We start from the raw sequence: 23,431 nt of genomic DNA on the forward strand, positions 1-23,431 counted from the left end.
GGCCGGGAGATGCAACAACCATGAGACGCCGCAATCGCTGCACGGCTTTCGCGCGGGACAAGAGGGGCGCGACGGCCGTGGAATTCGCGCTGGTCGCTGCGCCGTTCCTCGCCCTCATCATCGCGCTGATCCAGACGTTCCTCGTTTTCTTCGCGCAGCAGACGCTCGAAACCATCGTGCGCCAGTCGGCGCGCCTCGTCATGACCGGACAGGTTCAATCCGCACAGATGACGCAGGCGGCTTTCAAGCAGAAGGTCTGCGAGCAGATCGTGATCCTGTTCAATTGCAGCGGCCTCATGGTCGACATGCAGGTGGCGACCTCGTGGACGTCCACGAACACGGGAATGCCGACCCTGACCTTCGACAGCTCGGGCAAGGTCACCAATACCTGGCAGTACGACCCCGGCGATGCCGGCGATATCGTCGTGCTCCGCGTCATGTATGTCTGGCCGGTCGTGCTCGGGCCGCTCGGTTTCAACCTCTCGAACCTCAGCAACGGCAACCGGCTGATCATGTCGTCCGCCGCGTTCCAGAACGAGCCAGGAGCCTCCTGATGATCTCCGCCCTGTCGTCTCGCGCCCGGCACCTGGTCGCCGATGACCGCGCTGTCGCCGCGACGGAGTTCGCCATTGTGGCGCCGTTCATGCTGGTGCTCTATGTCGGCGGCGTCGAGCTCGCTACCGGCCTTTCGATGAACGTCAAGGTCAGCGCGACCGCGCACAGTGTCGCCGACATGGTCACGCAGAACACGGCCGTCACCTCGTCTCAGATGGACGGCATTCTCGCGGCTGCGAGCGCCATCATGGCTCCCTATCCGACCAAGAGCGGCAGCACCTCCTTGATGACGATCACGGTCTCGGGCGTGTCGACCGACAGCAACGGCAATGCGACGGTGCAATGGAGCACGTCGACCAGCTCGACGGGCGCGAGAAAGAAGGGTGACCCGATGACCTTGTCGAAGTTCACGGGGCCGAGCGGCACCACCAACGCCAACATCTCGCTCGTCCTGAGCGAGGTGACCTATGACTACGCGCCCAACCTCGGCTTCACCATCGCTGGCACCGTGAAGCTGTCCGACAACTACTATCTGTTCCCGCGCTGCTCGACCAACAGCCCGGCCACCTCAAGCTTTCCCTACTACGACGTGAAATATCCGGCGACCAAGACCTGCACCTGCGTCGAGCATTTGCAGAAGAAGACCTGTTGATCGGCAGTCACAGGCGCAGCACCTTGCCGGGGTTCATGATGTTCTGCGGATCGAGCGCGCGCTTGATGGTGCGCATGATGTCGAGCTCGGTCTTCGACCGGTAGTGACTGAGCTCGTCGAGCTTGTCGATGCCGATGCCGTGCTCCGCCGAGATCGATCCGCCCATGGAAGTGATGAGGTCGTTCACGGCCCGCGTGATGGCGCCCTTGTATTGGGTCAGTGTCTGCTGATCCATGCCGACCGGCCCCATGAACGAGAAATGCAGATTGCCGTCGCCGATGTGACCCAGGGGGTAGGGGCGGATGGTCGGGAGGATGTCGAGCACGGCCTTGGTCCCCTTGTCGATGAAGTCCGGTATCCTGGAGATCGCCACCGACACGTCATAGCTCAGCCCCGGACCCTCGGCCCGGGAGGCCTCGGCCACACCCTCCCGGATCCGCCACATGTTGCGCGACTGGCCGACCGTGTGAGCGATCGCGGCGTCGAGCACGCGGCCGGCCTCGAGCTGGTCGGCAAGGAACTGCTCCAGCTTCTCGGACATGCCCTCGGTCCCATCCCGGCGTGGGCGCGCAGACGACCATTCGAGCAGGAGATACCATGGCGTGTCCGCCTTGAGCGGATCCTGGGTGCCGGGAATGTGGCGCAGCACCATGTCGATGGCGGCGCGGCTCATCAGCTCGCAGGAGCCGACATTGTCCTCGGATGCCGCATGCGCTTCGGACAGGATCTCCAGCGCCGCGCGTGGATCCCGGATCGCCAGCCACGCGGTGCTGACGTCCTTCGGCGCCGGCCACAGCTTGAGCACGGCCTTGGTGATGATGCCGAGCGTCCCCTCAGCGCCCATGAACAGGTGCTTGAGGTCGTAGCCCGTATTGTCCTTCTTGAGCGCACGCAATCCGTCCCAGACGTCGCCGTTGGGCAGGACGACCTCGAGCCCCAGCACGAGATTGCGGGCATTGCCGTAGCGCAGCACCTGCACGCCGCCGGCGTTGGTCGAGAGATTGCCGCCGATCATGCACGAGCCCTGGGCGCCGAGGCTGAGCGGCAGGAACCTGTCGTGCTCGCTGGCGGTCTCCTGCAGCGTCTGCAGCACGCAGCCCGCCTCGACCGTCATCGAATAGCCGACGGGATCGACATCCAGCACGCGATTCATGCGGCCGAGCGACAGCACAATGCCGGTGTGCGCCGGCCAGGGCGTGGCCCCGCCCATCAGGCCGGTGTTGCCGCCCTGCGGCACGATCGCCACGCCGTGCGCGTGGCAAAGCCGGACCACTTTCGACACTTCCTCGGTGCTGCCGGGACGAACGACGGCGCCGGCCCCGCCGACCAGCAGTCCCCGCCAATCCGTCACGAACGGCTGCTTGCCATGCTCGTCCTCGATAAATCCCTTCTCGCCGACGATCGCGCGCAACGCATCGCGCATCTCGGCGGTCACTGGATTGGTCGGGATGATGGGTGCGGACGATGGAGCCGGCATTTTGTTTCCCCTGGGGTACATCTTGGCGTGTACTCGTTGTGCCGATCCCGGCAACGTTCAGGCAATCTTTGCAACATTTCTAAACAGCTTCGTCAACATCCCGCGGCTGTTGGGGCGTAGGACGCGCCCAGACTTTACAAATCAGGATCGGCAGAATGCTATTGAAGTTTCCGGCGGCGCGCATCGGCATCGGCGCGGCCTGCCTCGTACTTATCGGCATCAGCCCGTTGTGCGCAGAGCCGGTGTTCGACAGCCTGGCCGGCGCATGGTCGGGTATCGGTACGATGAAGCCGTCGGATGGTCCGCGTGAGAAGGTCCGCTGCAAAGTGGCATACAACGTCACCAGGCCGGGACGGTCGTTGACACTCGATCTGCGCTGCGCAAGCGATGCGTACAGGATGGTCCTCTCCGCGAACATCGAGCAGAGCGGGACGGAGCTTTCCGGCAACTGGTTCGAGAGCGAATATCGACAGGGCGGCAAGGTCTACGGCACGAACAAGGACGGCCTGATCGAGGCGCGAATCGAGGGAAACACGGTGGCCGCGCTGGTGACGATCCAGACCAAGAGCAATCATCAATCCTTCCTGATGGAGGCGCCGGGGTCCTGGATGTCGGAGGTCGCGATCGAATTGAACAAGGATTCGAAGTGATGCCGATCCTCGTGCCGTCACAATCTACCATACACGGCAAACGCTCTCCGCCTCAGCGACGCGCCGGGTGCTCGAAGGTTTCACCGGCTCGAGCGGATTGGTGACGCCGCCGTGTTCGGCGTCACCATCACGATGAGATACTACGCCATCGCAGGCTGCGGCTTGGGCTGACGCGAGAGGGCCAGCACGATCAGCGCGGCGAACACGCACAGCGCGCCGGCAATGAAGAACGCAGGCAGGTAGCTCTCATACACCGTGCGGGACAGGCCGGCTCCGAAGGCGGCGGCGCCGGCGCCGAGCTGATGGCCGGCAAAGATCCAGCCGAACACCAGATTGGCGCGCTCCGGTCCGAATTTCTGCGCGGTGATCCGCACGGTCGGCGGCACTGTGGCGATCCAGTCGAGCCCGTAGAACATTGCGAAGACGGAGAGGCCGTAGAACGAGAAGTCGCTAAAGGGCAGGAAGATCAGCGAGAGTCCGCGCAGGCCGTAATACCAGAACAGCAGCCAGCGATTGTCGTAGCGGTCCGACAGCCAGCCCGACATGATGGTGCCGAAGAAGTCGAAGATGCCCATCGCAGCCAAGAGGCTCGCCGCCTGAACCTGCGGGATGCCGAAATCGAGGCACATCGGGATCAGGTGCACCTGGACGAGGCCGTTGGTCGAAGCGCCGCAGACGAAGAAGGTCGCGAACAGGATCCAGAACGCCGTCGATTTCGAGGCATCGCGCAACGTTCCGAGCGCAACGCCGGTAATCGTGCCGTGGCTGACCGGCGGGGCGGGCAGGGGCTCAGTACCTTCATCGCCGAACGGGCGCAGGCCGACGTCGCTCGGCCGGTCGCGCATCACCAGCAGCACGGCGACCGCGGACACGCCGAGCGCGATGCAGACGAAGCCGAGTGCGAGCCGCCAGCCGTAATGGTCGGTGAGGCTTGCCAAAAGCGGCAGGAACACGAGCTGGCCGGTGGCGACGCTCGCGGTCATGATGCCGACGACGAGGCCGCGTCTTGCTGCGAACCAGCGCGTGGCAATCGTCGCGCCGAGCACCAGGGCGGTCATGCCCGTGCCGATCCCGATCAGCACGCCCCACAGCGCGATGAGCTGCCAGACCTCGGTCATGCCCAGCGAGAGCACGAGCGCCGAGACCACGATCAGCTGCGCGACCAGCGTCACGTTGCGCAGGCCGTAGCGGTTGAGCAGGGCTGCGGCGAACGGCGCCATCAGCCCGAACAGGACGAAGCGGATCGACAGCGCGGAGGAGATCTCCGCCGTGCTCCAGCCGAACTCCTTCTGCAGCGGCACGATGAACACCCCGGGCGCGCCGACCGTGCCGGCGCTGATCAGCGCGGCGAGGAAGGTCACGCCGACCATCACCCAGCCATAGTGAATGTTGCGGCGAGAAAGCGCTGCCGCGAGCCAGTTCGAGATCATTGGGCCTCAATCTTGGTTTGCGAGCCCTCGGGAGACCCGCGTCATCGTTACATTCTGGCACAGGCGAGGAAAGGCTGAAATGCCAGACTTCCCTTGATTTCGGCCATTCCGCGGACGGCTAGTGTGCCGGCCGCTCCACCGCGATGGCCGTGGCTTCGCCGCCGCCGATGCAGAGCGCGGCAATGCCGCGCCTGAGGTTCTGCGCCTCGAGCGCATGCAGCAGCGTCACGATCAGCCGCGCGCCGGTGGCGCCGATCGGGTGTCCGAGCGCGCAGGCGCCGCCGTTGATGTTGAGCTTTTCGCGGGGAATGCCGAGATCGCGTTGCGCAGCCATCGCGACCACGGCGAACGCCTCGTTGATCTCGAACAGGTCGACATCGGAGGCAGCCCAGCCGACCTTGTCGAGCAGCTTGCGGATCGCCGGAATCGGCGCCGTGGTGAACCATTGCGGCTCCTGGCTGTGAGTGGCGTGGCCCTTGATCTCGGCGAGAACAGGCAGGCCGCCCCGATCGGCGAGCGAGCGCTTCGTCAGCACGAGCGCAGCGGCGCCGTCGGCATTGGCGGAGGAGGCCGCCGGCGTGATGGTGCCGTTGGCGCGGAACGCCGGCTTCAATCCGGGAATCTTGGCGGGGTCAACCTTCAGCGGATGCTCGTCATTGGCGATGACGCGCGGGCCGGCCTTCTCGGTCAGCGTGATCGGCGCGATCTCGGCCTTGAACGCGCCGCCCTCGACCGCCTTGCGGGCGCGGCTGAGCGTCTCCATGGCGTAGGCGTCCTGGTCCTTGCGGGTGAACTGATAGGCTTCAGCCGTGGCCTCGCCGAAATCGCCCATGGAGCGGCCGGTCTCATAGGCGTCCTCGAGCCCGTCCATCATCATGTGGTCGATGATGCGGTCATGGCCGACGCGATAGCCGCCGCGCGCCTTGGCGAGCAGATACGGCGCGTTGCTCATGCTCTCCATGCCGCCGGAGACCACGATGTCGGCCGAGCCGGCGCGGATGATGTCGTGCGCCAGCATGGTCGCCTTCATGCCGGAGCCGCAAACCTTGTTCACCGTGGTCGCGCCGGTGGCATCGGGCAGACCCGCGCCACGCGCCGCCTGGCGCGCCGGCGCCTGGCCTTGTCCGGCCGGCAGCACGCAGCCCATGAAGACCTCGTCGACCTTTTCGGGTGCGAGCCTGGCGCGCTCCAGCGCCGCACCGATCACGTGCGATCCGAGCTTGTGGGCGGCAAGCGGCGACAATTCGCCCATGAAACGGCCGAGCGGGGTGCGGGCGGCGGAGACGATGACGACGGGATCGGCGGCTTCGGCCATGACGGAACTCCCTGCGATGACGGGTAAGATTATGGTCATCATATGATGCGACGCAAAAAATGCAACCGCGCCAGGGATGAGAAAATGTCGTGATTCAGATGAGATTTGGTCGTTCGAGTGAAGAGATGCTTCTTCACGGCACGCTGTGATCACCCGCGCGGGCGGGTGACCCAGTACGCCGTTCTTGGAGCAGGCCTACCGCTTCCGGTTCACAAATGCCTGCATGAGCCGCGTCGGCTCGTCGGTCAGGAACGACTCGCCGAACACCTTGACGCTCAGATTCACCGACTCCGTCAGCGGCAGTTCTTCCCATTGCCGCAGCAGTGCCTTCTGCGATCGCAGCGCCTCGGGGCCGCATTCGAGCAGCGCCGTCACGATGTGCTCGATCACGGCATCGAGCTCGCCCTCCGGCGCGACCTTGTCGATCAGTCCCCAGGCCAGCGCGGTCGGGGCGTCGATGTTCTCCGCCGTCATCACCAGCCAGCGCGCGCGGGCCCAGCCGATCAGACGCGGCAGGAGCGCCGCATGGATCACCGAGGGGATGCCGACGCGCACCTCCGGCATGCCGAAATGCGCATCATGCGCGGCAATGCGGAAATCGCAGGCCGCCGCCACTTCGAGCCCGCCGCCGAGACACCAGCCGGGCATCCGTGCGATCACCGGGGCAGGGAATTGGCGCACCGCCTCGCAGAGATCGCGCAGGCGGCTGATGAAGGCTTCGGCGGATTTTGGGTCGAGCTTGGCCATCTCCTTGATGTCTGCGCCGCCGATCATGCTCTTCTCGCTCTGGCCGCGCAGCACCACGACCCGGATGCTGCGGTCGGAGGCGAGCTGCTGGAGGCCTTCGCGCACGGCCTCGGTGACGGGCGAGCCGAGAATGTTGAGCGGGCCGGCGTTGCAGATCGCGACATGAACGACGCCGCGCGCATCGCGCGTCACGCCGCAGTGGTTGTTGAGCATTTCCATCGGGGCATCTCGAAGGTTTCGTGGACGCGTGCGAGGCGCACTGGTCGGGATCACTTCCGGGCCGAAACGCCCGGCTTGTCAAGCAGGCGAGATCGAGTTGCCAGCGCGAAGTCCGTGGCATAGTATGATGATAATCATACAAAGGGACATGTCATGACCCATCTCGATCAACTCGATCTGTTTTCGCCTGAACGGCGGCGTGAGCGCGTGGTGGACTGGCAGGTGCCGGCGCCGGTTGCGAAAGTGGCAATGGGCCTGTCGGGCATGGACGCCATGCTCGGCATTCGCGACGGCCGGCTGCCGCCGCCGCCCTTTGCGAAACTGATCGGTTTCACGATGGCCGTGGTCGAGCCGGGCCGGATCGTCATGGAACTGGAGCCGCGCGAAGATCTCGAAAACACCATCGGTCTCCTCCACGGCGCGACTGCAGCGGCGCTGCTCGATACGGCCATGGGGTGTGCGATCTCCACCCGGCTCGAGGCCGGGCAAAGCTCGGTGACCCTCGATCTGAAGCTGACCTACTTGCGCCCGCTGTCGGTTCGCTCCGGGCTGGTCTCGGCCGAGGGCAAGGTGATCAAGCTGGGACGCCAGACCAGCTACACCGAGGGCTTTGTCCGCGACGGCAAGGGGGCCCTGGCGGTCCATGCAACTGCAACCTTTTCCATGATCGGCGCAACTTAACGTGAATTAATGCACCGATCCCGGCATTTGCGTGCTATGAGATGACTCTCGACATCCAATGAGATCCGCATGCGCTATTCCCCGGAACACAAGCAGGAAACCCACGACCGCATCGTGAAGAAGGCCTCCGTGCGGCTGCGCGAGAAGGGTGCCCACGGCATCGGCGTTGCCGATCTCATGAAGGAGGCGGGCCTGACCCATGGCGGCTTCTACGCGCATTTCGATTCCCGCGAGGCGCTGGTGATCGAGGCCTTTGGCTATGCCATGGACCGCTCGATGGAGCATTGGCGCAAGCTCACCGGCGAGGCCGCTCCTGAAAAGCGCCTGGCGCTGGTCGCGGAAAGCTATCTGTCCACGCTGCACCGCGACAATCCCGGCCATGGCTGCTCGATCCCCGCGCTGGGCGCCGAGATCGCCCGCGAGAGCCCGAAGACGCGCAAGGCCTTTGCCGGCAAGCTCGACCAGATGATCGAGATGATGACCGACTATGTCCCGAACATGCCGCGCAAGGCCGCGCGCAAGCAGGCGATCGCGACGCTGGCGACGATGGCCGGCACCATGCTGCTGGCGCGCATAGCCGGATCGAACGAATTGTCGGACGAGGTGCTGAAGGCAGGCCGGGATAGCGCGCTCGGTGGCGTGAAGCGCGAGCCGAAGGTGCCTGCGGCGAAGAAGGCGAAGCAGAGTTAGTCGGCAGCCGTAGGGTGGGCAAAGGCGCTCTTGCGCCGTGCCCACCATCTGTCTACTCGCGCGACTGATATGGTGGGCACGCTTCGCTTTGCCCACCTACGGAAGCGGCGCTACCGTCCCGCAAACAGCGTCCGTTCGCGCTCGACGATCTCGCTGATGTAGTCCGCCACCGCTCTGATCCGCGCGAGGTCCTTGCTGTCGGCGTGCATCAGCATCCAGAATGTCCGCATGATCGAGATGTCGTCCGGCAACACTGCGACAAGCTGCGGATGGTCGCTCGCCATGAAATGCGGCAGCACCGCAATGCCGAAGCCCGAGAGCGTAGCATTGAGCTGAGCGATCAGATTGGCGCTGCGAAAGCGCGCGGAAATCCGCGGCGACACCTGCGGCAGATAGTCGAGCTCCGGCGTGAACAGCAGCTCCTCGATGTAGCCGACGAAGCGGTGCTGCGGCAGGTCTTGCCGTGACGAGATCCTGGGAAAGCGGTCGAGATAGGCTGGTGCGGCATAGAGCCCGAGGCGGTAGTCGAGCAGCTTGCGGCCGACGATACGACCCTCCTTCGGCATGGTCAGGCTGATGGCGATATCGGCCTCGCGCTTGGAGAGACTGAACAGCCGCGCGGTTGCCACAAGTTGCAGATCGAGATCGGGGTAGCGGTCGGCGAAGGGGGCGAGCCGTGGCGCCAGGAAGGCAGTGCCGAACCCGTCGGGCGCGCCGATCCGCACCGTTCCGGTCAGCCGTGCCACCGAGCCGCCGACCTGCTCCTGGTTGGCGACGATGGTCGATTCCATCGCTTCGGCGCTGTCGGCGACGCGCTGGCCTGCCTCGGTGAGGAGATAGCCGGTCTTGCGCCGGTCGAACAGCTTGGCCGACAGGTGCTTTTCCAGCCGATCGACGCGGCGGATCACCGTGGCATGGTCGACGCCGAGCTGTTTTGCCGCAGCCGAGACCGAGCCGCCCCGCACGATGGCCAGCACGAAGCGAAAGTCGTCCCAGTCGATAGCGCCTTGATCCAGCATTTTCGCACATCTATGGTGCAATATCTCAGACTTGAATCCTATAAAATGCAGGTCGATAGGATTTGTCAAAGCGACCACGCTCGGCCTAAGGAGATCATCCCATGCGTTCAATCGGACATTTCATCGGTGGCAAGGAGGTCAAGGGCACCTCGGGCCGCACTGCCGACGTCTTCGAGCCGATGACCGGTGACGTCCAGGCCAAGGTCGCGCTGGCGTCCAAGGCCGAAGTCCGCGCCGCCGTGGAGAATGCCCGCGCCGCGCAGCCGGAGTGGGCCGCAACCAATCCACAGCGCCGCGCCCGCGTGATGATGAAATTCGTGGAGCTGGTTCAGCGCGATTACGACAAGCTCGCCGAATTGCTCGCGCGCGAGCACGGCAAGACCGTGCCCGACGCCAAGGGCGACATCCAGCGCGGCCTCGAGGTCGCGGAATTCGCCTGCGGCATTCCGCATCTGATGAAGGGCGAATACACTGAGGGCGCCGGCCCCGGCATCGACATCTATTCCATGCGCCAGCCGCTCGGCGTCGTCGCGGGCATCACGCCGTTCAATTTCCCGGCGATGATCCCGATGTGGAAGTTCGCCCCGGCGATCGCCTGCGGCAACGCCTTCATCCTCAAGCCGTCGGAGCGCGACCCCGGCGTGCCGATGCTGCTCGCTGAACTCATGATGGAAGCGGGCCTGCCGGCCGGCATCCTCAACGTCGTCAACGGCGACAAGGAGGCGGTCGACGCCATCCTCGACGATCCCGACATCAAGGCCATCGGCTTCGTCGGCTCGACTCCGATCGCGCAGTACATCTACGAGCGCGCCGCGCAGACCGGCAAGCGCTGCCAATGCTTCGGCGGGGCCAAGAACCACGCCATCATCATGCCCGACGCCGACATGGACCAGGCTGTCGACGCACTGATCGGCGCAGGCTACGGCTCGGCCGGCGAACGCTGCATGGCGGTCTCGGTCGCAGTGCCCGTCGGCAAGTCCACTGGCGATCGCCTGATGGAGAAGCTGATCCCGCGCGTCGAGTCGCTCAAGATCGGCACCTCGATCGATCCGTCGGCCGATTACGGTCCGCTGGTCACGCGCGAGGCGGTCGAGAAGGTCAAGAGCTACATCGACATCGGCATCAAGGAAGGCGCGACGCTCGCCGTCGACGGCCGCGGCTTCAAGATGCAGGGCTACGAGAACGGCTTCTATCTCGGCGGTTCGCTGTTCGACAACGTCACCAAGGACATGCGGATCTACAAGGAAGAGATCTTCGGCCCGGTGCTCTCGGTCGTGCGCGCGCACGACTACAAGGAAGCGCTGGCGCTGCCGTCGGATCATGACTACGGCAACGGCGTTGCCATCTTCACCCGCGACGGCGACGCCGCGCGCGACTTCGCGGCCAAGGTGAACGTCGGCATGGTCGGCATCAACGTGCCGATCCCGGTGCCGATCGCCTATTACACCTTCGGCGGCTGGAAGAAGTCCGGCTTCGGTGATCTCAACCAGCACGGCCCGGACTCGATCCGCTTCTACACCAAGACCAAGACGGTGACCTCGCGCTGGCCGTCCGGCGTCAAGGAAGGTGCGGAGTTCTCGATCCCGCTGATGAAGTAAGGCTGTAGCCCAGCCCGTCATTGCGAGGAGCCCGTGACAAAATTGCGTAGCAATTTTGCACTGGTGCGACGAAGCAATCCAGAGTCTTTCCGCGGAGGCAGCCTGGATTGCTTCGCTGCGCTCGCAATGACGATGGGGCAAGAGAGTAACGGCAGCATGCAGTTCGCTCTGAACGAGGATCAGATTGCAATCCGCGACATGGCGCTCGCGTTCGCGGCGGAGAAGATCGCGCCGCACGCGTTGCGTTGGGACGAGGAGAAGCATTTCCCAGTCGACGTGATGCGTGAGGCCGCCACGCTCGGCATGGGCGGCATCTATATCCGCGACGATGTCGGGGGATCCGCGATGACGCGGTTCGACGCGGCGCTGATATTTGAAGCGCTGGCGACGGGCTGCCCGACCACCTCGGCCTTTATCTCCATCCACAACATGGCGTCCTGGATGATCGATGCCTTCGGCAGCGACACCCAGCGCCACACATGGCTGCCGAAGCTCTGCACCATGGAGTTGATCGCGAGCTACTGCCTGACCGAGCCGGGCGCAGGCTCCGACGCAGCTGCGCTGCGCACCCGCGCGGTACGCGACGGCGACCACTACGTCCTCAACGGCCAGAAGCAATTCATCTCCGGCGCCGGCGGCACCGATCTCCTGGTCGCGATGGTCAGGACCGGCGGCGACGGCCCCGGCGGCATCTCGACCCTCGTCATCGACGGCAAGACGCCGGGCGTCTCCTTCGGTGCCAATGAGCGCAAGATGGGATGGAACGCACAGCCGACCCGCGCGGTGATGTTCGAGAACGCCCGGGTGCCGGCGGCCAATCGCCTCGGCGAGGAGGGCGTCGGTTTCAAGATCGCGATGGCCGGTCTCGACGGCGGCCGCCTCAACATCACGGCATGCTCGCTCGGTGGCGCGCAGACGGCGCTCGACAAGGCGCGCGCCTACATGAAGGAGCGCAAGGCGTTTGGAAAACGCCTCGACGAATTCCAGGCCCTGCAATTCCGCCTTGCCGACATGGCGATCGAGCTCGAGGCCGCGCGCACCTTCCTGTGGCGTGCCGCGGCAGCGCTGGACCGCAAGGACCCCGACGCCACCATGCTGTGCGCGATGGCCAAGCGTTTCGGCACCGATGTCGGCTTCGAGGTCGCCAACCACGCGCTCCAGCTTCATGGCGGCTACGGCTATCTCAGCGAGTACGGCATCGAGAAGATCGTGCGCGACCTGCGCGTGCACCAGATCCTCGAAGGCACCAACGAGATCATGCGGCTGATCGTGGCGCGCAAGCTGATCGAGGGCGCGCGATGAGCTCGGCAGAGGAGGGCGATCTCATCGTTCGCCGCGAGGGCGGAGTGGGCGTGATCCGGCTCAACCGTCCGAAGGCGATCAACGCCATGACCTTGGAGATGTCCATCGGCATCGATGCGGCGCTCGACCGGTTCGAGACCGATCCCGAAGTCGCGCTGATCATCCTGGAAGGCGCCGGCGAGCGCGGCCTCTGCGCCGGCGGCGACATCCGCGGCCTCTGGGAGAGCTCGCGCGAGGGCGGCGATCTCGGCGCGCGGTTCTGGCGCCAGGAATACGTCATGAATGCGCGGATCGCGAAATATCCGAAGCCCTACGTCGCGTTCATGGACGGCCTCGTCATGGGGGGCGGCGTCGGCCTCTCCGGCCATGCCAGCCACCGCGTCGTCACCGACCGCACCAAGCTTGCGATGCCCGAAGTCGGGCTCGGCTTCTTCCCCGATGTCGGCGGCACCTGGTTGTTGTCGCGCTCGCCCGGCGAGATCGGCACTTATTTCGGCCTGACTGGGCAAACCATGAACGGGCCGGACGCCATCCACGCCAAGTTCGCCGATGCCGTGGTGCCGGCGGCCAAATGGCCGGAGCTGCGCGAGGCGCTGACCAAGCTCCGTCGGGGCGCGACCGCAGCCGACGTCAGCAAGCTCATCAATGGCTTTGCGACGGGCGAGACGGCCGGGCCGGTGACCGCAAAGCAGGCGGCCATCGACGCTCTGTTCGGCTTCGAGCGCATGGAGGATATCGTCGCGGCGCTGAAGCGCGAGGGCTCCGAATTCGCACAGGCGACGCTGAAGACGCTCAACGAGAAATCGCCGCGCGGCATGGTGGTGACGTTGAAATTGCTGCGGCTTGCGCGCACGGCGTCGAACCTGGAAGAGTGCCTGGTGCGCGAATACCGCGCCGCGCTGGAAGTCTTCCGCAGCGACGATTTCCGCGAGGGCGTGCGCGCCGCCGTGATCGACAAGGACCGCAATCCGATCTGGTCGCCGCCGCGGATCGAGGATGTGACGCCGGAGATGCTTGCGCCGTATCTCGCCGAGATCGGCGCCGACGAGCTGAAGTTCAACTAACAACGCGACAGCGGAGGAAACGACAATGGCCACGATCGCATTCATCGGTCTCGGCAACATGGGCGGCCCGATGGCCGCTAATCTGGTCAAGGCAGGCCACAAGGTGGTGGCGTTCGACCTCGTCGAGGCCTCCCGCAATCAGGCCAAGGCCGACGGCGCCGGCATTGCCGACAGCGCCGCGGGCGCGGTGAAGGGTGCCGATGTCGTCGTGACCATGCTCCCCGCAGGCAAGCACGTGCTCGGCGTCTGGAACGAGGTCGTTCCAGCCATGACCAAGGGCGCGCTGATCATCGATAGCTCCACCATCGACGTCGAAAGCGCGCGGCAGGCGCATGCGCTGGCCGCCAAGCACGGCGTACTCTCGGTCGACGCGCCGGTCTCCGGCGGGACCGGCGGCGCCAAGGGCGCGACGCTCACCTTCATGTGCGGCGGCGAGGAGAAGGCGTTCGCAGCTGCCAAGCCGGTCCTTGAAAACATGGGCAAGAAGATCGTGCATTGCGGCGGCGCCGGCGCAGGGCAGGCCGCCAAGATCTGCAACAACATGATCCTCGGCATTTCCATGATCGCGGTGAGCGAGGCCTTCGCGCTCGGTGAAAAGCTCGGACTCTCGCACCAGGCGCTGTTCGACGTCGCCTCGACCTCGTCCGGCCAATGCTGGTCGCTGACGACCTATTGCCCGGTGCCGGGACCGGTGCCGACCTCGCCGGCGAACAACGACTACAAGCCGGGCTTTGCTTCTGCGCTGATGGTGAAGGATCTGACGCTGGCGCAGGACGCCGCGAAGGCTGCAGGCGCGGCGACGCCACTCGGCAAGCATGCGCAGGAGATCTATCAGTCTTTCGACGCAGCCGGGCAGGGTGGGGTGGATTTTTCCGGAATTATCAAGCACGTTAGGAGTCTGGCCGGGAAAGCTTGATGACGACATTCCAGGAAGCGCGCGCTTTTCTCCTAGAGCACCGCACGGATTACGAGGCCGCGGTCAAGGGATTCCGCTGGCCCGATCCGGTTCCTTTCAACTGGGCGCTCGACTGGTTCGACGCCGAGCTGGCGGCGAATGCGGACAGCAAGGACCGTCCCGCGCTCTGGATTGTCGATGCCGCGCAGGACAAGCAGACAAAACTGTCATTCGCGGCGCTCTCGAAGCGCTCGAACCAGGTCGCCAACTTCCTCCGCGCGCAGGGCCTCGAGCGCGGCGACCACCTTTTGCTGCTGCTCGGCAACGTGGTGCCGTTGTGGGAGACGATGCTGGCGGCGATGAAGCTCGGCGTCGTCGTGATTCCCGCGACGACACTGCTCACCGCCGACGAACTTCGCGACCGGCTCGATCGCGGCAAGGCGAAGGCGGTGGTGGCCGCCGAGGATCAGGTCGCAAAGTTCGCGAGCCTGGGCACCGAGAACGTCGTTCGCGTCGTGGTCGGCGCCGCTGACAACGGTTGGCTTGCCTATGACGAGGCGGCCAAGATGCCGGAGGGCTTCACGCCGGATGGCCCGACCAACGCCGACGACCCGATGCTGCTCTATTTCACCTCGGGCACGACGGCGAAACCAAAGCTGGTGCGGCACAGCCAGCGCAGCTATCCGGTCGGCCATCTCTCGACCATGTACTGGATCGGGCTGAAGCCCAGTGACATCCATCTCAACATCTCCTCGCCCGGCTGGGCCAAGCACGCCTGGAGCTGTTTCTTCGCGCCGTGGAACGCGGGCGCGACCGTATTCGTGGTCAACCAGCCGCGCTTCGATGCCAAGGCGCTGCTCGCCACCATCGGCCGCTGCGGCGTCACCACGCTGTGTGCGCCGCCGACGGTATGGCGTCTGTTCATCCAGGAGAATCTTGCATCGTTCAAGGTGGCCTTGCGCGAGGTCTGCGGCGCGGGCGAACCGCTGAACCCCGAGGTGATCGATCAGGTGCGGGCGGCCTGGGGACTTACCATCCGCGACGGATACGGCCAGACCGAAACCACGGCGCTCGCCGGCAACTCGCCGGGCCAGAAGATCAAGGTCGGCTCGATGGGCCGGCCGCTGCCGGGTTATCGCGTCCAGATCAGCGACGCCGATGGGAACCCGGCCAAGGAAGGCGAGGTCACGCTGGTGCTCGGGACTGAGCGCCCGGCCGGCCTGATGCAGGGCTATCAAAGCGACGACGGCAAACTGTCCGGCGCCGAGGGCGAGCTCTATCGCAGCGGCGATGTCGTGTTCGAAGACGACGAGGGCTATCTCACCTTCGTCGGCCGCTCCGATGACGTGTTCAAGTCGTCGGATTACCGCATCAGTCCGTTCGAGCTCGAGAGCGTGCTGCTGGAGCATGAGCTGGTCGCGGAAGCCGCGGTGGTGCCGAGCCCGGATCCGATCCGGCTCGCCATTCCCAAGGCCTTCGTGCTGCTGACGTCGGGCGCGGAGCGTTCACCCGAGACCGCGTTCTCCATCTTCAAACATCTGCACACGCGCCTCGCGCCATTCAAGCGCATTCGCCGTCTCGAAATCGTCACCGAACTGCCGAAGACGATCTCTGGAAAAATCCGTCGCGTCCAGCTACGACGGCTGGAACGCGACAATGATCGCGACGATCCGCTGCGCGGCCGGGAATTCCGCGAGGAGGAGTTTCCGGAGCTGGCAAAGACACGGAGCGAGACCTAAGTGAACGAAGTCTGGAAGAAGCCGCCGATTACGCTTCAGGCCTATCAGGCCATGGTCGGCAAGGAGATCGGCGTGTCGTCGTGGCACCTGATCGACCAGCCCCGCATCGACACCTATGCCGACGTGATCGAGGATCACCAGTTCATCCACGTCGACCCTGAAAGAGCCAAGAAGGAAACCGCTTTCGGCAGCACCATCGCGCACGGTTTCCTGACGATGTCGCTGCTGTCGATCATGTCCTACGAGGTGATGCCCGTCATCGCAGGTACCACGATGGGGGTGAACTACGGCTTCGACCGACTGCGCTTCATCTCACCGGTCCGCTCGGGCAAGCGCGTCCGCGGCCGCTTCGTGCTGGCGGAGGCCAAGCTGCGCAAGCCCAACGAATTGCAGTCCCGCACCAACGTCACGGTCGAGATCGAAGGCGAGGACAAGCCGGCGCTGGTCGCGGATTGGCTCGGCCTGATCTATTTCGCCTGATACCGCGTGTCGTTGCCGGGCTTGACCCGGCAACCCATCGCTGCTCAAAAAGGCAACCCAGAGCGGGGTTCGCCCTCTCCCCTTGTGGGAGAGGGCGCCTCGCGGAACGCGAGGCGGGTGAGGGGTCTCTCTCCGCGAGCGCATCTGCCGAGAGAGACCCCTCATCCGGCGCTTCGCGCCACCTTCTCCCGCAAGGGGAGAAGGGAAGAACGATAGAGACCTTTACTCATGGCAATCAGGTTCGACGGACGCGTCGCCATCGTCACCGGCGCGGGCAATGGTCTTGGCAAGGCGCACGCGCTGGGATTGGCCAGCCGCGGCGCCAAGGTCGTCGTCAACGATTTCGGCGGCGCGCGCGACGGCACCGGCGGCTCGCTGTCGCCGGCCGAATCCGTGGTCGAGGAGATCCGCAAGGCCGGCGGCACCGCGATGGCCGACGGCGCGGACGTGTCCAATTTCGAGCAGGTCACCGCCATGGTCGAGCGCGCCACCAAGGAATGGGGCAGCGTCGACCTCCTATGCGCCAATGCCGGCATTTTGCGCGACAAGTCGTTCGGCAAGATGGAAGCCGCCGATTTCCAGAAGGTGCTCGACGTGCATCTCGTCGGCACCTTCTATTGCTGCAAGGCGGCCTGGGCCGGCATGCGCGACCGCAATTACGGCCGCATCGTGCTGACCACCTCGTCGTCCGGCCTCTACGGCAATTTCGGCCAGGCCAATTACGGTGCGGCCAAGTCCGGCATGGTCGGCCTGATGAACGTGCTCGCGGAAGAGGGCCGCAAGAACAACATCCGCGTGAACATCATCTCGCCCACGGCGGCGACCCGCATGACGGAAGAGCTGCTGCCGCCGCAGGCGCTGCAGCTGATGAAGCCGAACGCGATCACGCCGGCGGTCGAGTACATGCTCAGCGAGGACGCGCCGACCCGCACCATCATGGGCGCCGGGGCCGGCTCCTTCGCCGTGATCAAGATTCTCGAGAGCGAAGGCATCAACCTGCCGGAGTCCGAATGGACGCCGGACGCGGTCGCTGCGCATTTCGAAGAGATCAGCGACATGTCGAAGGCGAAAGCGCTGCAAGGCGCCTTCGAGCAGACGCAGAAATACGTCGCGCAGGCCGCGGCACGGGCGGGGATCAAGCTCTGACGGCCGCCGCCGTCATCGGCGCCGGCCCCGCCGGGTTGATGGCGGCGGAGGTGCTGGCGCAGGGCGGCGCCCGCGTCACCGTCTACGACGCGATGCCGTCCGCAGGCCGCAAATTCCTGATGGCCGGCCGCGGCGGGCTCAATCTCACCCACAGCGAGCCGCTGTCGCAGTTCATGACGCGCTATCGCGAGGCGGCACCGAATCTGCAAGCGGCGATCGCGGCGTTCCCGCCGGACGCGCTGCGCGCCTGGAGCGAGGCGCTGGGCGAGACGACCTTCGTCGGCACCAGCGGGCGGGTGTTCCCGAAAGCGTTCAAGGCCTCGCCCTTGCTGCGCGCATGGCTGCGGCGGCTCGATGCCGCCGGCGTGCGCTTTGCGTTTCGTCATCGCTGGACGGGCTGGGATGCCGAGGGGCGGCTGCTGTTTCGAACGCCCGATGGCGAGGCGGCCGTCGTTGCCGACGCCACGGTCCTCGCGCTTGGCGGCGCGAGCTGGCCGCGGCTCGGCTCGGATGGCGGCTGGGTCGAGCTCCTCGCTGCCAAAGGCGTTGCCATTTCCAGACTGCGGCCGGCCAATTCCGGCTTCACGGTCGCGTGGTCAAATGTGTTCCGAGACCGTTTCGAGGGCCAGCCGCTCAAAGGCGTGGCGCTGACGATTGGTGCGCACACGGTGCGCGGCGAAGCCATGATCACTCGCAGCGGCATCGAAGGCGGTGCGATCTACGCGCTCTCGGCCGAGCTGCGCGAGGCGGTGCTGGGTCTCGGCCAGGCGACGTTGACGATCGCATTGCGGCCCGACCTCGACGCCGCCGCGCTGACCACGCGGCTATCGGGCACGCGTGGCAAGCAATCCCTGGCGAATTTCTTGCGCAAGGCGGTGCAAGTGACGCCGGTCGGCATCGGCCTGATGCAGGAGGCCGCCATCGCATCGGGGCGGCAACTGGCCTCGTTCGCGCCGGCGGAGCTTGCGCAGCTGATCAATGCCATTCCGGTTCAGCTCACAGGCGTCGCCCCGATCGAGCGCGCGATCTCGACCGCGGGCGGGATCACCTTCGACGAGCTGGACGACCGCTTCATGCTGCGCAAGTTGCCGGGCGTGTTCGCCGCCGGCGAGATGCTGGACTGGGAAGCGCCGACCGGCGGCTACCTGCTGCAGGCCTCGTTCGCGACGGGGCTTGCTGCGGGCAGGGGCGTGCTGGAATGGCTGAAGCGTTCGTAGAACGCCGCCGCCCTTCGAGGGCCGCTGAAGAAGCGGCCACCTCAGGGTGACGGCTACGAAAGAGCGTCAGCTTGCGCTGGCTTAGTCTAGAGAGAGCGTCATCCTGAGGTGCGAGTGGCGCGATGCAAAGCAGCGCGCCGGGAGCCTCGAAGGATGCGCGGGCGTTCCGATGCCAGCGACGCAGGCCCTACCGCAGCTTCCCCCGCGCCGCGACCGGCAGCGTGCCGATGATCTCCTCGCCGCGCACCATCACCACTTCGTCCATCATGTTGACGACGACGCAGACATGGTTCGGCACGATGCGGACGACGTCGCCGACATTCGGCCGCGTGTTGCTGCGGGAGAGGTCGAGGAAGCCGTGCTCCTCGGCGAATTTCGCGATCTTGGCCTCGGGATGCTCCAGGATCAGGCCGTGGCCGTCGAGGCCGCCGGTATCTGACGTCAGCGTCTTCGAGCCGGCATCGAGGATGCCGCGCTCGGGCGCGGCGCGGCTCACGACGGTCGAATAGATGTGGAGCGCGCAATCGTCCCAGGTCGCCGAGCCTGCGGCAACCTGCATGCGGTCATTATAGATATAGGTGCCGAAGCGATGCTCGGTGCCGCCCTTGAGCTTGCCGAGATTGACGAGATTCGGCGTGCCGCCGGTCGAAACGATCTTGGCATCGAGCCCGTGCGCCCGCACGCCGGCCAGCGCCTCGTCATAGAATTTCTGCGCGTCCGCCCAGCCGGTCTCGGTCGGGTACAGCATGAAGCCGGCGAACTCGAGTCCCTTGGAGGCTGCGATCTCACGCGCCAGCGCAATCGCCTCGGCCGGCGTCTCGACACCCGCACGCTTGCGGCCGGTGTCGCATTCGACGACGACCGAAAGCGGACGGCCGGATGATGCGGCTGCCTTGGGCAACCCGGCGACGACGGTCGAATTGTCGGCGGCCACCGTCATGTTCGCCTTCGCCTGCAGCGCGCCGAGGCGCGCCATCTTTTCTTCGCCGAGCAGGTTGTAGCTGATCAGGATGTCGTCGATGCCGGCATTGGCCATGATCTCGGCTTCGCCCAGCTTCTGGCAGGTGATGCCCTTGGCACCGGCCGCGATCTGCATCCTGGCGATGGTCGGGTTCTTGTGCGTCTTGATGTGCGGGCGGTTGGCGACGCCGGCGTCGTCGCAGGCCTTCTGGATCCGCACGATGTTGCGCTCGACCCGGTCCATGTCGATGACGGCGCAGGGCGTGCCGTATTCGCGGGCGATCTTGGCGGCGAGGGATGTGGTCATGGGATGTCTCTATGTTCGGTCCTGTAGGATGGGTTTCGCTGCGCTCTACCCATCCTACGGTTTAAGCCTGTTCTATCTCTTCGCGGAGCATTTCAAGTTCGAGCCAGCGCTCTTCGGCAGCAGACAATTCTTCATGCGCCTTGGCGATCGCGGCGGAGGTGTCGTCGAATTTCTTGCGATCCCTGGTGTAGAGATTGGGATCGTCGAGCACGCGCTGCAATTTTGCAATATCTGCCTGCAACGTCTCCATTTTCTTCGGCAGCGTTTCCAGCGCGTGCTTCTCGTTGAAGCTCAGCTTCCGTTTCGGCGCCGCCGCCGGGGCAGCGGAGCGCTCCTCTTTCTTCTCCGCCGGGGCTTGCGCCTTCGCCGTCTCACGCTTCAGGTCGGCGCCGCGTTGCGCCAGCATGTCGCTGTAGCCGCCGGCATATTCGATCCACTTGCCGTTGCCTTCGGGCGCGATCACGGAGGTGACGACGCGGTCGAGAAAATCGCGGTCGTGGCTGATCAGGATCACCGTGCCCTCGTAGTCGCCGAGCATCTCCTCGAGCACGTCGAGCGTCTCGAGATCGAGATCGTTGGTCGGCTCGTCCAGCACCAGGAGGTTCGACGGCTTTGCCAGCGCGCGCGCCAGCATCAAGCGGCCGCGCTCGCCGCCGGAGAGCACTTCGAGCGGCGTGCCGCGCTGCTCCTGCGCGAACAGGAAGTCCTTCATGTAGCCGACGACATGCTTCGGCTTGCCGCCCACCATGATCTGGTCGCCGCGGCCACCGGTCAGCGCTTCCGCCAGCGTCGACTTGGGATCGAGACTTTCGCGGTGCTGGTCGAGCGTCGCCATCTCCAGATTGGCACCTAGCCGCACCGTGCCGGAATCCGGATGCATGCCGCCGGTCAGCAGGTTGACCAGCGTGGTCTTGCCGGCGCCGTTCGGGCCGATGATGCCGAGCCGGTCGCCGCGCTGAATGCGGGTCGAAAAATTCTCGACGATCTTGCGCTCGCCATAGGCCTTGGTGATGCCTTTCGCCTCGATCACCAGCTTGCCGGATTGCTCGGCTTCAGCGGCCGCGAGATTGGCGCTGCCGGCGGTGCCGCGATAGTTGCGGCGCTGGTCGCGCAGCGCATGCAGATTGGCGAGCCGTTTGACGTTGCGCTTGCGCCGGCCGGAGACGCCGTGGCGCAGCCAGTGCTCCTCGTCGACGATCTTGCGGTCGAGCTTGTGCTGGTCGCGCTCTTCTTCCGCGAGCACCTCGTCACGCCAGGTCTCGAACGAGGCAAAGCCGCGGTCGATCTGCTTGATCCTGCCGCGGTCGAGCCAGGCGGTGGAGCGCGACAGATTGGTGAGGAAGCGGCGGTCATGGCTGATGATCACCAGCGCGCCGCGGCGGCTGTCGAGCTCCTGTTCCAGCCATTCGATGGTGGAGAGATCGAGATGGTTGGTCGGCTCGTCCAGCAGCAGGATGTCGGGCGAGGGCGCCAGCACGCAGGCGAGCGCGGCGCGGCGCGCTTCGCCGCCGGAAAGATTCTGCGGGTTCTCGTCGCCGGTGAGGCCAAGCTGCTCCAGGAGGTAACGCGCCTGGTGCTGATCGTCGCCGGGCGCAAGCCCCGCCTCGACATAGGCGAGCGTGGTCTTGTGGTCCCCGAAGTCAGGCTCCTGCGGCAGGTAGCGCACGGTCGCGCCCGGCTGCACGAAGCGTGTGCCGGAATCAGGCTCGACCAGGCCGGCGGCGATCCTGAGCAGTGTCGATTTGCCGGAGCCGTTGCGGCCGATCAGGCAGACCCTCTCGCTGGGCGCGACGTTGAGCTCGACGCCGCTCAGGAGCGGCGTGCCGCCAAAGGTCAGCCTGATGTCCTTCAATTGGATCAGCGGGGGCGCCATGATCAGCCCCGACTGGTGGCGGCCGCATCAGCGCGGCGGCGCTGGATCCGGCGCAGCGTCTGGTCGAGCGCCGAGAGGAAGGCGGAGCGGTCGCGCGGCGCGAACGATCGCGGCCCGCCCGTGACTTCGCCGGCCGAGCGCAGATCCGTCATGAGATTGCGCACCGCCAGCGTCATCCCGATCGATTCTTCGGTGAACGGCTTGCCGTTCGGCGCGATCACGTCGGCGCCCGCCTTCACGCAGCGGCTCGCCAGCGGAATGTCCGACGTCACGACGACGTCGCCGGGCCTGGCGCGCTCCGCGATCCAGTCGTCCGCTGCGTCCATGCCGGCACCTGCGGCGATCCGCTCGATCAAGGGGTCCTGCGGCACGCGAATGAAATTGCCGGCAACGACGCTCACGGGCACTCCGTGCCGGAGCGCGACACGGTAGATCTCGTCCTTCACCGGACAGGCGTCGGCGTCGACATAGATGCGGGTGGGGGTGTCAGTCATTCGCCGCGTGGTACCCCATTCGAGCCCTAAAGGCGAGGGGATTGACCCCGGTTCCTCAGGCCGTACGATCGCTCCTGAACAACAAGAAAACAGGGAAGATGCCCCATGCCGAACCGGCTCGAAACCTACCGCGTCGAGGCCTACAACACCGCCAAGCAGTCCGAAAACAAGATGCATGACGACACGGTCGCTCGCCGCTTCGGCTTTTCCGGCGGACTGGTCCCCGGCGTCGATGTGTTCGCCTACATGATGCACGTGCCGATTGCCCGCTGGGGCCACGATTTTCTGTCGCGCGGGCTGGTCGAGGCCCGCTTCATCAAGCCGGTCTATGACGGCGAAACCGCCGACGTCGATGCGACCGAGCACAACGACCTGCTCACGATCGAGGTGTTCAGCCGCACCGAGCTTTGCGCCACGGGGACGGCCTCGCTGCCGGCGAAGGCGCCTGCCGTGTCATTGAGCGACTATGTCGAGGTCCCCGCGGTCGCCGAGCGAAAGCCGGTCAGCCCGGCGACGTTCGAGACGGGCAAATGGCTCGGCACGGCGCCGCGCCGCTGGGCCGGACAGGACGCAACGGATTATCTCGCCGACATCAGGGAGAAGGATCCGATCTTCGCGCGCGAGGGGTTCGGCCATCCCGGCCTGATCCAGCGTGTCATGAACCGCGTGCTGGTCGACAACACCATATTGGGCCCCTGGATTCACGTCGGCAGCCGCATGCAGTTGCTGTCCGCCGCACGCGCCGGCGACGAGATCACCGCGCGGGCGAAGGTCACCGCCAATTACGAGAAGAAAGGCCATCGCTTCGTCGAGCTCGACGCGCTGGTGGTCGCCAACGGCACGACGCCGCTGGCGCATTGCCAGCACACCGCGATCTACCAGCCGCGCGAGCAGGCGGCGGCGTAGGCGGAAGGGGCACGC

Annotated in this window: 22 protein-coding genes; 14 read left to right on the forward strand and 8 right to left on the reverse strand. The window is 65.6% G+C overall.

Features of this window, described 5'->3' with window-relative positions; all coding sequences use genetic code 11:
* Positions 1–20 precede the first annotated feature (20 nt).
* Both FJV43_RS32970 and FJV43_RS32975 read left to right on the forward strand, forming a co-directional pair.
* A complete protein-coding gene (locus FJV43_RS32970) occupies positions 21–554 on the forward strand; it encodes a TadE/TadG family type IV pilus assembly protein (RefSeq protein WP_239623138.1) in 534 nt (177 codons plus the stop codon).
* Positions 554–1,207, forward strand: coding sequence for a TadE/TadG family type IV pilus assembly protein (locus FJV43_RS32975; RefSeq protein ID WP_239623139.1), 654 nt, complete (start codon positions 554–556; stop codon positions 1,205–1,207). The genes FJV43_RS32970 and FJV43_RS32975 overlap by 1 nt, the downstream gene beginning before the upstream one ends.
* Before the next feature lie 7 nt (positions 1,208–1,214).
* On the opposite strand, the gene FJV43_RS32980 is transcribed toward FJV43_RS32975, so the two are convergent.
* Complete coding sequence (locus FJV43_RS32980) at positions 1,215–2,684, reverse strand: FAD-binding oxidoreductase (RefSeq protein ID WP_239623140.1); 1,470 nt, start codon at positions 2,682–2,684, stop codon at positions 1,215–1,217.
* A 155-nt stretch (positions 2,685–2,839) separates the two neighbouring features.
* On the opposite strand from FJV43_RS32980, the gene FJV43_RS32985 reads away from it, so the two are divergent.
* Positions 2,840–3,334 carry a hypothetical protein gene (locus FJV43_RS32985; protein ID WP_239623141.1) on the forward strand — a complete coding sequence of 165 codons (495 nt, stop codon included), beginning with the start codon at positions 2,840–2,842 and terminating at the stop codon, positions 3,332–3,334.
* Positions 3,335–3,474: 140 nt separating this feature from the next.
* Here the strand turns inward: FJV43_RS32985 and FJV43_RS32990 are convergent, their stop codons facing one another.
* From FJV43_RS32990 to FJV43_RS33000, 3 genes are all read right to left on the reverse strand, one after another.
* Positions 3,475–4,764 (reverse strand): MFS transporter, encoded by a 1,290-nt coding sequence (locus FJV43_RS32990; RefSeq protein WP_239623142.1) that lies wholly within the window; start codon positions 4,762–4,764, stop codon positions 3,475–3,477.
* Positions 4,765–4,882: 118 nt separating this feature from the next.
* Positions 4,883–6,079, reverse strand: a complete 1,197-nt coding sequence (locus FJV43_RS32995) for an acetyl-CoA C-acyltransferase (RefSeq protein ID WP_239623143.1) — start codon at positions 6,077–6,079, stop codon at positions 4,883–4,885.
* 195 nt (positions 6,080–6,274) lie between these two features.
* The gene (locus tag FJV43_RS33000; protein WP_239623144.1) at positions 6,275–7,045 is read right to left on the reverse strand and encodes an enoyl-CoA hydratase; all 771 of its coding nucleotides are present in this window, start codon (positions 7,043–7,045) and stop codon (positions 6,275–6,277) included.
* Positions 7,046–7,198: 153 nt separating this feature from the next.
* On the opposite strand from FJV43_RS33000, the gene FJV43_RS33005 reads away from it, so the two are divergent.
* Positions 7,199–7,726, forward strand: a complete 528-nt coding sequence (locus FJV43_RS33005; protein ID WP_239623145.1) for a PaaI family thioesterase — start codon at positions 7,199–7,201, stop codon at positions 7,724–7,726.
* Between the two features lie 69 nt (positions 7,727–7,795).
* Entirely contained in the window at positions 7,796–8,416 is a 621-nt protein-coding gene (locus FJV43_RS33010; protein WP_239623146.1) for a TetR/AcrR family transcriptional regulator, read from the forward strand.
* Positions 8,417–8,526: 110 nt separating this feature from the next.
* Here the strand turns inward: FJV43_RS33010 and FJV43_RS33015 are convergent, their stop codons facing one another.
* Positions 8,527–9,435 carry a LysR family transcriptional regulator gene (locus FJV43_RS33015; protein ID WP_194387810.1) on the reverse strand — a complete coding sequence of 303 codons (909 nt, stop codon included), beginning with the start codon at positions 9,433–9,435 and terminating at the stop codon, positions 8,527–8,529.
* Positions 9,436–9,536: 101 nt separating this feature from the next.
* On the opposite strand from FJV43_RS33015, the gene FJV43_RS33020 reads away from it, so the two are divergent.
* The 8 genes from FJV43_RS33020 (at position 9,537) to FJV43_RS33055 (ending at position 18,876) form a co-directional block, all read left to right on the forward strand.
* On the forward strand, positions 9,537–11,033 hold the full coding sequence (locus FJV43_RS33020) for a CoA-acylating methylmalonate-semialdehyde dehydrogenase (protein WP_239623147.1): 1,497 nt from the start codon (positions 9,537–9,539) through the stop codon (positions 11,031–11,033).
* Between the two features lie 156 nt (positions 11,034–11,189).
* A complete protein-coding gene (locus tag FJV43_RS33025) occupies positions 11,190–12,335 on the forward strand; it encodes an isobutyryl-CoA dehydrogenase (protein ID WP_239623148.1) in 1,146 nt (381 codons plus the stop codon).
* Positions 12,332–13,399: an enoyl-CoA hydratase/isomerase family protein gene (locus FJV43_RS33030; protein WP_239623149.1), complete on the forward strand. Its 1,068-nt coding sequence runs from the start codon at positions 12,332–12,334 to the stop codon at positions 13,397–13,399. Before FJV43_RS33025 ends, FJV43_RS33030 begins: the two co-directional genes overlap by 4 nt.
* Positions 13,400–13,424: 25 nt before the next feature.
* Entirely contained in the window at positions 13,425–14,315 is an 891-nt protein-coding gene (mmsB, locus tag FJV43_RS33035) for a 3-hydroxyisobutyrate dehydrogenase (protein ID WP_239623150.1), read from the forward strand.
* Positions 14,315–16,033 (forward strand): AMP-binding protein, encoded by a 1,719-nt coding sequence (locus tag FJV43_RS33040; RefSeq protein WP_239623151.1) that lies wholly within the window; start codon positions 14,315–14,317, stop codon positions 16,031–16,033. The genes mmsB and FJV43_RS33040 overlap by 1 nt, the downstream gene beginning before the upstream one ends.
* Positions 16,034–16,513, forward strand: coding sequence for a MaoC family dehydratase (locus FJV43_RS33045; protein WP_158669717.1), 480 nt, complete (start codon positions 16,034–16,036; stop codon positions 16,511–16,513).
* Between the two features lie 228 nt (positions 16,514–16,741).
* Entirely contained in the window at positions 16,742–17,659 is a 918-nt protein-coding gene (locus FJV43_RS33050; protein ID WP_239623152.1) for an SDR family NAD(P)-dependent oxidoreductase, read from the forward strand.
* Positions 17,660–17,697: 38 nt separating this feature from the next.
* Entirely contained in the window at positions 17,698–18,876 is a 1,179-nt protein-coding gene (locus FJV43_RS33055) for a TIGR03862 family flavoprotein (protein WP_239623153.1), read from the forward strand.
* 187 nt (positions 18,877–19,063) lie between these two features.
* Here FJV43_RS33055 and FJV43_RS33060 read toward each other — a convergent pair whose 3' ends face one another.
* The 3 genes from FJV43_RS33060 to FJV43_RS33070 all read right to left on the reverse strand — a co-directional run bounded on the left by FJV43_RS33060 (position 19,064) and on the right by FJV43_RS33070 (position 22,510).
* Positions 19,064–20,143: a D-TA family PLP-dependent enzyme gene (locus tag FJV43_RS33060; protein ID WP_239623154.1), complete on the reverse strand. Its 1,080-nt coding sequence runs from the start codon at positions 20,141–20,143 to the stop codon at positions 19,064–19,066.
* A 61-nt stretch (positions 20,144–20,204) separates the two neighbouring features.
* Positions 20,205–22,016 carry an ATP-binding cassette domain-containing protein gene (locus FJV43_RS33065; protein ID WP_239623155.1) on the reverse strand — a complete coding sequence of 604 codons (1,812 nt, stop codon included), beginning with the start codon at positions 22,014–22,016 and terminating at the stop codon, positions 20,205–20,207.
* A 2-nt stretch (positions 22,017–22,018) separates the two neighbouring features.
* Positions 22,019–22,510, reverse strand: coding sequence for a YaiI/YqxD family protein (locus FJV43_RS33070; RefSeq protein ID WP_239623156.1), 492 nt, complete (start codon positions 22,508–22,510; stop codon positions 22,019–22,021).
* A 105-nt stretch (positions 22,511–22,615) separates the two neighbouring features.
* On the opposite strand from FJV43_RS33070, the gene FJV43_RS33075 reads away from it, so the two are divergent.
* Positions 22,616–23,416 carry a hypothetical protein gene (locus FJV43_RS33075; RefSeq protein ID WP_239623157.1) on the forward strand — a complete coding sequence of 267 codons (801 nt, stop codon included), beginning with the start codon at positions 22,616–22,618 and terminating at the stop codon, positions 23,414–23,416.
* The last annotated feature ends 15 nt before the right edge of the window (positions 23,417–23,431 follow it).

It is taken from the genome of Bradyrhizobium sp. I71, from assembly GCF_022354745.1.
GTDB classification, from domain to species: Bacteria; Pseudomonadota; Alphaproteobacteria; order Rhizobiales; family Xanthobacteraceae; genus Bradyrhizobium; species Bradyrhizobium liaoningense.

Bases quoted from the DNA above. Each gene is read 5' to 3' on its own strand.
- FJV43_RS33010 (WP_239623146.1), top strand. From the start codon at position 7,796: ATGCGCTATTCCCCGGAACACAAGCAGGAAACCCACGACCGCATCGTG.
- FJV43_RS33060 (WP_239623154.1), bottom strand. From the start codon at position 20,143: ATGACCACATCCCTCGCCGCCAAGATCGCCCGCGAATACGGCACGCCC.
- FJV43_RS33065 (WP_239623155.1), bottom strand. From the start codon at position 22,016: ATGGCGCCCCCGCTGATCCAATTGAAGGACATCAGGCTGACCTTTGGC.
- FJV43_RS33055 (WP_239623153.1), top strand. From the start codon at position 17,698: ATGGCGGCGGAGGTGCTGGCGCAGGGCGGCGCCCGCGTCACCGTCTAC.
- FJV43_RS33015 (WP_194387810.1), bottom strand. From the start codon at position 9,435: ATGCTGGATCAAGGCGCTATCGACTGGGACGACTTTCGCTTCGTGCTG.
- FJV43_RS32975 (WP_239623139.1), top strand. From the start codon at position 554: ATGATCTCCGCCCTGTCGTCTCGCGCCCGGCACCTGGTCGCCGATGAC.
- mmsB (WP_239623150.1), top strand. From the start codon at position 13,425: ATGGCCACGATCGCATTCATCGGTCTCGGCAACATGGGCGGCCCGATG.
- FJV43_RS32990 (WP_239623142.1), bottom strand. From the start codon at position 4,764: ATGATCTCGAACTGGCTCGCGGCAGCGCTTTCTCGCCGCAACATTCAC.
- FJV43_RS33005 (WP_239623145.1), top strand. From the start codon at position 7,199: ATGACCCATCTCGATCAACTCGATCTGTTTTCGCCTGAACGGCGGCGT.
- FJV43_RS32970 (WP_239623138.1), top strand. From the start codon at position 21: ATGAGACGCCGCAATCGCTGCACGGCTTTCGCGCGGGACAAGAGGGGC.
- FJV43_RS33075 (WP_239623157.1), top strand. From the start codon at position 22,616: ATGCCGAACCGGCTCGAAACCTACCGCGTCGAGGCCTACAACACCGCC.
- FJV43_RS33050 (WP_239623152.1), top strand. From the start codon at position 16,742: ATGGCAATCAGGTTCGACGGACGCGTCGCCATCGTCACCGGCGCGGGC.
- FJV43_RS32995 (WP_239623143.1), bottom strand. From the start codon at position 6,079: ATGGCCGAAGCCGCCGATCCCGTCGTCATCGTCTCCGCCGCCCGCACC.
- FJV43_RS33030 (WP_239623149.1), top strand. From the start codon at position 12,332: ATGAGCTCGGCAGAGGAGGGCGATCTCATCGTTCGCCGCGAGGGCGGA.
- FJV43_RS32985 (WP_239623141.1), top strand. From the start codon at position 2,840: ATGCTATTGAAGTTTCCGGCGGCGCGCATCGGCATCGGCGCGGCCTGC.
- FJV43_RS33070 (WP_239623156.1), bottom strand. From the start codon at position 22,510: ATGACTGACACCCCCACCCGCATCTATGTCGACGCCGACGCCTGTCCG.
- FJV43_RS33000 (WP_239623144.1), bottom strand. From the start codon at position 7,045: ATGGAAATGCTCAACAACCACTGCGGCGTGACGCGCGATGCGCGCGGC.
- FJV43_RS33025 (WP_239623148.1), top strand. From the start codon at position 11,190: ATGCAGTTCGCTCTGAACGAGGATCAGATTGCAATCCGCGACATGGCG.
- FJV43_RS33020 (WP_239623147.1), top strand. From the start codon at position 9,537: ATGCGTTCAATCGGACATTTCATCGGTGGCAAGGAGGTCAAGGGCACC.
- FJV43_RS33040 (WP_239623151.1), top strand. From the start codon at position 14,315: ATGACGACATTCCAGGAAGCGCGCGCTTTTCTCCTAGAGCACCGCACG.
- FJV43_RS32980 (WP_239623140.1), bottom strand. From the start codon at position 2,684: ATGCCGGCTCCATCGTCCGCACCCATCATCCCGACCAATCCAGTGACC.